Below are 8,459 nucleotides of genomic sequence, written 5' to 3'. Positions count from 1 at the left end.
CGGCAGGATCAGGAAGGCGCCGGCGACGAGCGCGGCGGGCAGCAGCAGGCGCGCCGACAAGCGCAGGCGCGGATCGCGCCACGCGACATAGAGCAGGAACAGGATGATGCCGAGCGAGGCGAGATCGACCCACTGCCAGCGGTCACGGAAGGTCGACGCGATCCACAACAATTTGTTGGGCAGGTTGAACCAGTCGGCGGACGGGCTGGGGGCGGCTCCTGTCGGCGCTGCGAACAGCATGGGCAGCAGGGGCGCGGCGAGTGGCAGGCAGGCGATCACGGCTCTTCGCAGGGCCATCGAAAGTCGGTCGCCCTGCTCGCGGCGGGCGGCGATCTCGGTGCCGAACGCCATCAGGCCGAACAGCCCCCAGCCCGCGCTGTGGCAGGTCCAGAGAATGAGCGCCAAGGGGACGGACAAAGCGCACCGCGCCCGGCCGCGACCCCGCGTGCCGAGGCTGATCCAGCCGGCCAGCGCGAGCAGCGCGAGGCCTTGTGCCAGCTGGAAATTGATGAAGCCCATCTGGAAGGGCCAGGCGAAGGCAAGCGGCAGGGCGAACAGGCCCGCCTCGTTCATCCGGCCATGGATCGCGCGGGCGAGACAGATCATCCCGCCGATGTTCAGCGCGACGATCAGGATCGCGATGGCATGGCCCGCGCCGACCGGACCGATCAGCCCGATCAGCGGCAGGGCTAGCAGGTCGGTGCCCAGATTGCCCACCCAGACCCAGTCGATCGAGAAATAGTGATGCAGTGGTGATGTGTCGGGCGCGGTCGCGATATGCCAGCGGGCGACATGGCCCGGCAGATCGGTCAGCGGAGGAAGACCAGGCTGGAGCAGGGGAACGAGGGAGATAAGGGCGAGCCCGAGCATCGCCCAACCGCGCGTCCACCAGGGCACTGCGTCCGCCGACGAACTCACCTTACCCGTCCGTAGAGCTGCCAGTCCATGCCCGACAGGCCCTTGGTCGTTCCGCCCGCCAGCGGCTGAAAGGCGCGGCCGCAGCGAAGGGCGGCGAGCGGGAAACCGGGGCCGCCGGGAGCCTCCTGCACGAAATAGAAATCCGCGTGGACGCAGGCCTCGCTGAGGATAAGCGGATAGCCCCGTCGCCCGGCGGCGGTCTGCAACACCGCCGCATCGCGGCCATGTTCGAGCAGCACTAAGGCGCCGCCGGGCTGTTCGCGGATCATCGCCTCCACCGCTTCGCCGGGATCGGCGCGGCGGTTCTCGATGATGACGATATCGGCGCTGATCGAACCGACGAGCACCACCGTGACCAGCATCGTTCCGAAGCGCGGGCGCAGGGCGAGGATTTCTGGCAGCAGCAGGAGAAGGCCGACCGCGCTCAGCAGATAATAGCGGGGATAGGCGCTGTTGTCGGGCTGGAGCAGAAGGACCAGCAGCGGCAGGCCGAGGATCGCCAGCAGGAAGAAGGGCATGCGGTCGGCCACGCTCGCCTCGCGCCGAACGAGGCGCGGCAGCAGCAGCGCTGCGAGCATCCAGGATCCGGCGAGCCAGGGCCAGCCGAGCGTATAGGCGAGCATGTGGGCGACCGCGTCGACGAAGGCGACAAGCGAGAAGGGCGTGACGCTGCCCATGCGCAGTCCGTCGGGACTGGCGGCAGCCCCGGCGAAGATCATCAGCAGGACGACCGCGACCGCCGCGAGCGCGCGGGCAGAGAAGAGCAGGCTGGTACGCAGCGCCGTCAGGCGTGGCGCGCTGCGGGCTTGGACGATCGTCATCCAGCCGACCAGCGCGGCGACGCCGAACAGCATCGACACATGGGCGAGCATGCCGATGAATGCCGCCAGACCGAACCATTCAGCACCATAGCGGACGGGCCGCCCGGCGGTCTGGCGATCGACGATCAGGATCGAGACGAGCAGGGCGAGCAGCATCGGCGCATAGCCCCGCGCCTCCGTTCCATAGGTGACGAGGATCGGCGACAGGGCGAACAGCGCCGCCGCGCAGCCTGCCGCTCCCACCCCGCGCCGCGCCGCGATCAGGCCGGCGACCGGGATCGCGAGCGTTCCGCACAGGATCGACAGCGTGCGGCCGAGCATCGGCGTGGCGGTCCAGCCGACAGTCCGCAGCCACAGCGTGTTCAGATGGTGGTTGTTGTCGTGGTTGATCGCGAACAGCACGTCCCCGACGGTCGACGCATCGCGCGCGAAGATCACGGACCACGCCTCGTCGAGCCAATAATCGCCGGTGGCTGCCGCAATGCGCACGCCCAGCCCCAGCAGGGTGAGAAGCAGCAGGATGAGCGGCAGCGGAGATTTGGGAACGAGCTGCGGAAGCGGGCGGGGCATGCTTGCTTCTATCGCAACCGCTGTCGCAAGCCAGCGGTCGAAATCGCCACAAAACACTTTATGAGGGTTCCAGGCCCAGCGCGGGAATCAGGATCAGGTCGGACATGGCGAAAGGCCTCACCCCGCTGTCGCTCGGAGCGACGCCCGGATTGATCTGGGGCTATGCGTTCGACGAGGCGACCGGCCGCGCGCGCGCGGTCGAAAGCTGTGACGAGGCGGGCGATGCGTTTCGCTGGTTCCATCTGAGCCTCGCGCATCAGGGCAGTGCCAAGTGGATCGAGCGACAGGCCGACCTCCCCGACGAGGTGAAGGAATTGCTGCTCGGCAGCGATAATCACCAGCGGGCCTTGATCGACGAAGGCGTGGTCGGTTGCGTCATCCACGACGTGGAGCGCGACTTCGACGGTCGGGACAGCGGGCAGGTGGGCGCGATCCGCTTCGCACTGACCGCCCGCATGATGATCACCGCGCGGCTGCATCCGATGCGTTCGGCCGACATCATCCGCAATCGGCTGGCGCAGGGGCGGAGGATAGATCAGCCGGCCGATGCGCTCGATCTCCTGACGGCCACCGTGATGGAGGGCGTCGCGGCCGAGATGCGCGACCTCAGCCATGACGTGCAGCGGGCCGAGGACGCCTTTCTCGACGACCTCAACTCGCCCAATACGCGCGGCCTGATAGCCATCCGCCGGCGGCTCGCCCGGCTCCAGCGCACGGTCGAGGGCATGGGCCGGGTGTTCCGACGGCTGGAGGAAGACGAGGAATTACCCGAGGATATGGCGCCGACGGTCGAGAAATTGTCCCAGCGGCTGCAGTCGCTCGATGCCGACGCATTGGGCGTCCAGCGCCAGCTCCGTCAGTTGCGCGAGGAGATCGACACGCAGGTCGACCAGCGGACCAACCAGAATCTGTACATCCTGTCGATCATGACGGCTTTGTTGTTGCCGGCCACCTTCGTGACGGGACTGTTCGGGATGAACACCGGAGGCCTGCCCTGGTCCGGATCGGGCCACGGTACCCTGCTCGCGACTGTTACCGCCTTCGGGGCAGCGGGCGCGACCTACGTCGCGCTGCGTATGATGGGCTTCATGCGCCGTTAGCAAAGATATCCGAAGACAGGCGCCTAAATACAACATCCGTCATTTTTTGACCCAGCTTGATCCAGAACGGGTCAAAGCACCGATTGTGTCGGACGATGGACATGCTTAACAGATGTGTCAGGGGATGCGCGATCAGGGGAGACGCATGCGCATGAGGGGACCGAAGAGCCAGCGCATCGGGGGGGGAGTTTTCCGTTTGCGCGCTTGCGTCCGCCACGGTGCGGGCGGTGCCTCTCCGCAAATGCTTCGACGAGGTTCGGTGCCGGGCTCGTCGACAGATTGCGGAGTGGCCTGAGCGAATGGCCGAAAAGGACAAGGGGTCGGCGGCACGGTTGCGTCGCGAGGCTGCGAAGGCCCGCTTGCTCGCGCATAATGCAGACGAGCGGGACGAGGCTGCGCGGCTGCTCGACATGGCGGCGATGCTCGAGCGCGAGGCAATGGCGATCGAAGATGCGCTGCGGGGACGTGGCTGAACTCGACCCTCAGCGTCGCGCGATCCAACGCTCCATCTTCGTCCGCGCCCATCGATCGTAAAAGCGAGCCAGAATCAGAGCGGACCCGCAGAGCGAAAGGACGGTCGCAATGCCCAGCCAAGGGGCCATGGGTTCGGGCTTATGTCCAAAAAATACGATCCCGCGCGTAATGATCGAAATCAGCGGAGCGTGGATGACGTAGAGCGGGTAGGACATGGCGCCCAAGGCCTGTGCGATGCGACCGAGCTTCGGTTCCCGCTCTGCCACCAGCCACAGCATCGCCGGAAAGATTAGGAATACCGTTGCGAAGTCCGCAAGCGCGCCGCCCGGCAGCTCTCTTAGCCAGAGCACTGCAGCCACACTCGTAACGGCAAGCCAGGGCAACCAGCCGGCACTGCGGCTCGGACGTCGATGACGCTGGATCAATATCCCGAGGAAGAAGGAAAAGCCGACTCGAGGAAAGCCGCCAAGGATGCTCGACCAGGATTGGCCCGCCCCGGGATCGCCACAAGCAAGCATCCCCGCCGCGCTGACGGCGATGATCAGGAGCAATATAGGCGTGGTCAGCCGGTGCCAAATCAGGGCCAGCACCAGATTGGCGACCAGTTCGAAGAAGAGCGACCAGGCGGGAAAGTTCAATGGAAACAGGCTGTCGGTGCCGGTCCAGGTCGGCGAGGGGAGCATCAGCAGTCCGGACAGAAGCGCAACGACGAATTCCCAGACCGACAGATCGCCGCGCTTCAGCATGAGCGCTGCGATCGCGCTAGCCATGCCGAGGATCAGCCCGACCAGGTAGAGCGGGTAGAGCCTGATGACCCGGGCCTTCATGAAGGCCGTCGCCGTCAGCCCCTCGCGAAAGCGCGGTTCATAGACAGCCCCCAGAACATAACCGCTGATCAGGAAGAACAGGTCAACCGCGAGCCAGAAACGCGGGATGTGCTGAAGGTCGAAGAAGGTGGCTGCGTGGCCGAGCAGGACGAACAGCGCCGCAACCCCACGAAGCGCGTCGATCGTCTGCAATCGCCCCATGGGCCGGACTTGCACCGGGCATCGGGAGCGGTCAACTAGGTCGGCTATGCGATGGATGCGAGGACGAGCGACGATGCGCTGGAGTCACGGGCTTGCGCTGCTGGTCGCGTCGACCCTGTCGCTTTCCTTCGCTCAGGCAGCCACTGTCCCTTTGACCGTGACCCAACCGGCCGAGAGTCGCGTCTTCCAGCGGCTGTCGATGTCGGGCGGAGCGTTCGGCAAGGGTGAGGGCGTAATCCCGGTCGAGGTCGATTTGCCCACGGCCGGTCCGCTTTATGCCCGGACGCGGGCGTTGGACGGTCGGTCGATCTCGCAGCCTGGTTGGCAAGCCGTCGCGGCTATCGGTGCCGGCCACTCGACCGTTCCGATCACGGGGATCGCAGCGCGCCGAGGCGGCTTCTATCTCGATCTGGCGACTGCGCCGGAGGGACCGTGGGTCGAGGGAAAGACTCCCTTCTACATGGGGGCGATCTTCGTGCAGGCGCCGTCCCAGTCGCTGGGCGTGCTCATGACGCGGCGAACGCAGGGGGACAGGACTCTCGCCGATCTCGGCATTCGCCCCGCGCCCGATCTCTTCGTCTGGGCGACGAGCAACGACCGGGCGCTGGCGCAGCAGCCGGCACGCTGGGCGCGCCCTTCTGACGATGGACCTTATGGATCGGCCTTTGCTGCCGTCTTTCTCGACGAGCAGGCGAAGCGCCTGGGCGTGTCGACGGCTTTCATTGGTCATGCGACAGGGGCGACGTCGATCGCCGCCTTCCTGGCGCCGGAGGCGAGCGAATATGCCCGCTGGATCGCGGCGCTGGACCAGGCGGGCGGGTTCGAGGGGGCGGTCGGGATAATCGGCCACACCGATGCGGCGACGCATATGTCCGATGGACGCTTCGCTTTATCGCTGCGCGCCGCCCGGTCGATCATGGCGCGCCACAACCCGGCGTTCGGTGATCGGTTCGATATGGCCCTCGCCACCATCCCGAACGTCACCGCCACGATTTGGGGCAAGCCCGAGGACTGGCAGCGGATTCGCCATGCCGGGTTCGTGGCGGCGCGCGCGATGGGCGCGCATTATGTCCAGCCCTATGATCTGGAACTGGTCGACGGGGTTCACCCGTCCAATACGGGCATGCGGACGCTGGCACTGCATTTCTCGCGCGCCTTGGCCGGGGGCGACGAGAGTGCGGATGTCGCACGCCTCGGTGGGGCAGGCAGCGCCACGGGCGAGGCCGTCGCTATGGGGCCGGGGGCTGCCTTCCTCGAAGTGGCGGGTGCCCAGGCTCTTGCAGGCGGTCCCGCCTTCGTCTCGCCGGACGTCCAGCCGCCGGGCGGGGAATGGTCCTGGAGGACTCGCTTCCTGATCAGGAAGGGCGCCGTCGCCGAAAGGGGCGTGCTGGTGGGGGCGCCGGGGCGTGGCTATCTCTATGTCGAAGCCGATGGTCGTCTGCGCAGCGGTGGCGAACTGCCCCCGCTCGCTACGTCGCGCAAGGTTGCCGACGGGCAATGGCATGTCGCGCGGATATATGCCGGAGCAACGGGGGTCGAACTGGAAGTCGATGGCGTCGTCGTCGGCCATAGCGGCGTGAAGCCGCCGTCCGGCTATGGCCGTCCGGCATGGATCGGCGCCTTCGGAGCACCCGATGCCTATCGGTTGCCGGTCGCGGTCGACTGGATCGAGTTCGGCTATTGGGGCGCCACGACGCGCTACGACTTCAACGGATCCGCCGAGCCCGGCCCGGCGGGATACACTCAGCCTTGACGGGCGAGCTCCAGGATGATCGCGCGCACTGTCTCGACATGCTCGCGTGCCGCGCGGTCGGCCGCTTCGGGATCGCCGCCGGCCACGGCTGCAGCGATCGCGCGATAGTCGGCGAGGCGAATGCCCTGTAGCCGGGGCGACGGATATTGGGCGTGGATGATGTGCATCGCGATAGCAGGAAACAGGCGCTGCAATTCGCGATTGCCGCCGATCGTCAGGAGGCAGCGATAAAAGCCCCGCCGTGCACGGCTGAAGGCGGCCGGCTCGCCTGACTGAGCGGCCTCGGCGACGTCTTCGACCGCCGCCTTCAGCGCGGCGGCGGCCTCTCCGTCATAGGCCTGCGCCGCCGAGCGAGCCGCCAGACGGGTCAGGGCAGAGGCGACTTCGAGCACCTCCAGGCATTCGGCGAGATCGAGCAGGCGGATAGCGGGCGACCGGTTCGGGCTGAGGTCGACGATGCCGCGCACGGCCAGATGCTGCATCGCTTCGCGGACGGCGTTGCGACCGACCTCGTAACGCTGCGCCAACTCGGTCTCGACGAGCCGCTGGCCCGGCACCAGTCGCCCGCGTTCCAGTTCCTGCATGATCCCGAGATAAACTTTACGGGCGGCGCCCGAGGGTTCGGGTCCGGACCAGTGTCGCGGTGACGCTTTGGACGAAAGTTCAGCCATTGCCATTGATTGTTACACAATCCTGTTCCATAGTCGAACGAAATCGAGAGGAGTCGGCTATGGGCGCGAGCGAGTTGTTGCAGCTGAACGGCAAGACGGCCTTCGTCACCGGCGCATCTGGCGGGCTCGGAGCGCATTTCGCCGAGACGTTGGCCGAGGCAGGCGCGAAGGTCATCGTCGGTGCGCGACGCGAGGCCGCTCTGGCCGACGTGGCGGCGCGGATCCGCGATGCGGGTGGCATCTGCGACACGGTCGCGCTCGACGTCGCCGACGCAGGGAGCATTGCCGCAATCGATCCGCTGCTGGCCGAGGTCGACATCTTCGTGAACAACGCCGGCATCGCGATCGACAAGCCTTTCCTCGAACAGAGCGAGGAGGATTGGGACCGCACGCTCGACACCAACAGCAAGGGCATGTTCCTGCTGACCCAGGCGGCCGCGCGCGCGATGCGCGCTCGGGGCAGCGGCGGTTCGATCATCAACATCGCTTCGATCCTGGGCCTGCGGCAGGGGATGCATCTGTCGGCCTATGCCGCGTCGAAGGCGGCAGTCGTCCAGATGACCAAGTCCGCTGCGCTTGAACTCGCCCGCTTCGGCATCCGCGTGAACTGCATTTGTCCCGGCTATATCGAGACCGACATAAACCGGGGTTTGTGGTCGACCGAGGCCGGGCAGGCGATGCTCCGCCGCATTCCCCAGCGCCGACTGGGCCTCGCATCCGAACTGGACGGGCCGCTGCTGCTGCTCGCGTCGGACGCTTCATCCTACATGACCGGTTCGGTCATCGTCGCCGACGGCGGTCACACCGTCAGCGGCCTTTGAAGGAGATTTGAAGATGACGGAACGCGCACAGGCGATCGCGGCCAAGGTAGAGGCCTTCGTCCGCGAGCAGATCATTCCCTATGAGAAGGACCCGCGCTCGACCGCGCATGGCCCGACCGAGGACCTGGTTCTCGAGATGCGCGAGAAGGCGCGCGCCGCTGGGCTGATGACGCCGCACATCCTGCCCGACGGGTCGCACCTGACCCAGCGCGAGACCGCTATCGTCCTGATCAAGTCGGGTCTGTCGCCGCTCGGTCCGGTGGCAGTCAACACGATGGCGCCTGACGAGGGCAATATGTACCT

Annotated in this window: 7 protein-coding genes and 2 pseudogenes; 5 read left to right on the top strand and 4 right to left on the bottom strand. The window is 66.6% G+C overall.

The window, feature by feature from the left end:
* Together KAY22_RS20815 and KAY22_RS20810 are read right to left on the bottom strand one after the other, a co-directional pair.
* A pseudogene (locus KAY22_RS20815) lies at window positions 1–918 on the bottom strand (hypothetical protein); the annotation flags it as partial.
* Window positions 915–2,309: a hypothetical protein gene (locus tag KAY22_RS20810; protein WP_296625154.1), complete on the bottom strand. Its 1,395-nt coding sequence runs from the start codon at window positions 2,307–2,309 to the stop codon at window positions 915–917. The pseudogene KAY22_RS20815 and the gene KAY22_RS20810, both read right to left, overlap by 4 nt.
* A 104-nt stretch (window positions 2,310–2,413) precedes the next feature.
* Here KAY22_RS20810 and KAY22_RS20805 point away from each other — a divergent pair, with 104 nt between their 5' ends.
* Together KAY22_RS20805 and KAY22_RS20800 are read left to right on the top strand one after the other, a co-directional pair.
* Complete coding sequence (locus tag KAY22_RS20805) at window positions 2,414–3,409, top strand: CorA family divalent cation transporter (RefSeq protein ID WP_296625153.1); 996 nt, start codon at window positions 2,414–2,416, stop codon at window positions 3,407–3,409.
* 299 nt (window positions 3,410–3,708) lie between these two features.
* Window positions 3,709–3,882: a hypothetical protein gene (locus KAY22_RS20800; protein ID WP_296625152.1), complete on the top strand. Its 174-nt coding sequence runs from the start codon at window positions 3,709–3,711 to the stop codon at window positions 3,880–3,882.
* A 9-nt stretch (window positions 3,883–3,891) separates the two neighbouring features.
* On the opposite strand, the gene KAY22_RS20795 is transcribed toward KAY22_RS20800, so the two are convergent.
* The gene (locus KAY22_RS20795) at window positions 3,892–4,911 is read right to left on the bottom strand and encodes an acyltransferase (RefSeq protein ID WP_296625151.1); all 1,020 of its coding nucleotides are present in this window, start codon (window positions 4,909–4,911) and stop codon (window positions 3,892–3,894) included.
* 73 nt (window positions 4,912–4,984) lie between these two features.
* On the opposite strand from KAY22_RS20795, the gene KAY22_RS20790 reads away from it, so the two are divergent.
* Complete coding sequence (locus tag KAY22_RS20790) at window positions 4,985–6,664, top strand: hypothetical protein (RefSeq protein WP_296625150.1); 1,680 nt, start codon at window positions 4,985–4,987, stop codon at window positions 6,662–6,664.
* On the opposite strand, the gene KAY22_RS20785 is transcribed toward KAY22_RS20790, so the two are convergent.
* A complete protein-coding gene (locus KAY22_RS20785; protein WP_296625149.1) occupies window positions 6,655–7,335 on the bottom strand; it encodes a GntR family transcriptional regulator in 681 nt (226 codons plus the stop codon). The two genes, KAY22_RS20790 and KAY22_RS20785, sit on opposite strands and share 10 nt — an antisense overlap.
* Window positions 7,336–7,394: 59 nt before the next feature.
* On the opposite strand from KAY22_RS20785, the gene KAY22_RS20780 reads away from it, so the two are divergent.
* Window positions 7,395–8,156 (top strand): SDR family NAD(P)-dependent oxidoreductase, encoded by a 762-nt coding sequence (locus tag KAY22_RS20780; protein WP_296625148.1) that lies wholly within the window; start codon window positions 7,395–7,397, stop codon window positions 8,154–8,156.
* A 13-nt stretch (window positions 8,157–8,169) separates the two neighbouring features.
* A pseudogene (locus KAY22_RS20775) lies at window positions 8,170–8,459 on the top strand (acyl-CoA dehydrogenase); the annotation flags it as partial.

The sequence above is a fragment of the Rhizorhabdus sp. genome (assembly GCF_018006725.1).
In the GTDB taxonomy this organism is placed as follows: Bacteria; Pseudomonadota; Alphaproteobacteria; order Sphingomonadales; family Sphingomonadaceae; genus Rhizorhabdus.
Note: the sequence above shows the minus strand (reverse complement) of the source record. Positions and strands in the feature narration are given on the sequence as shown.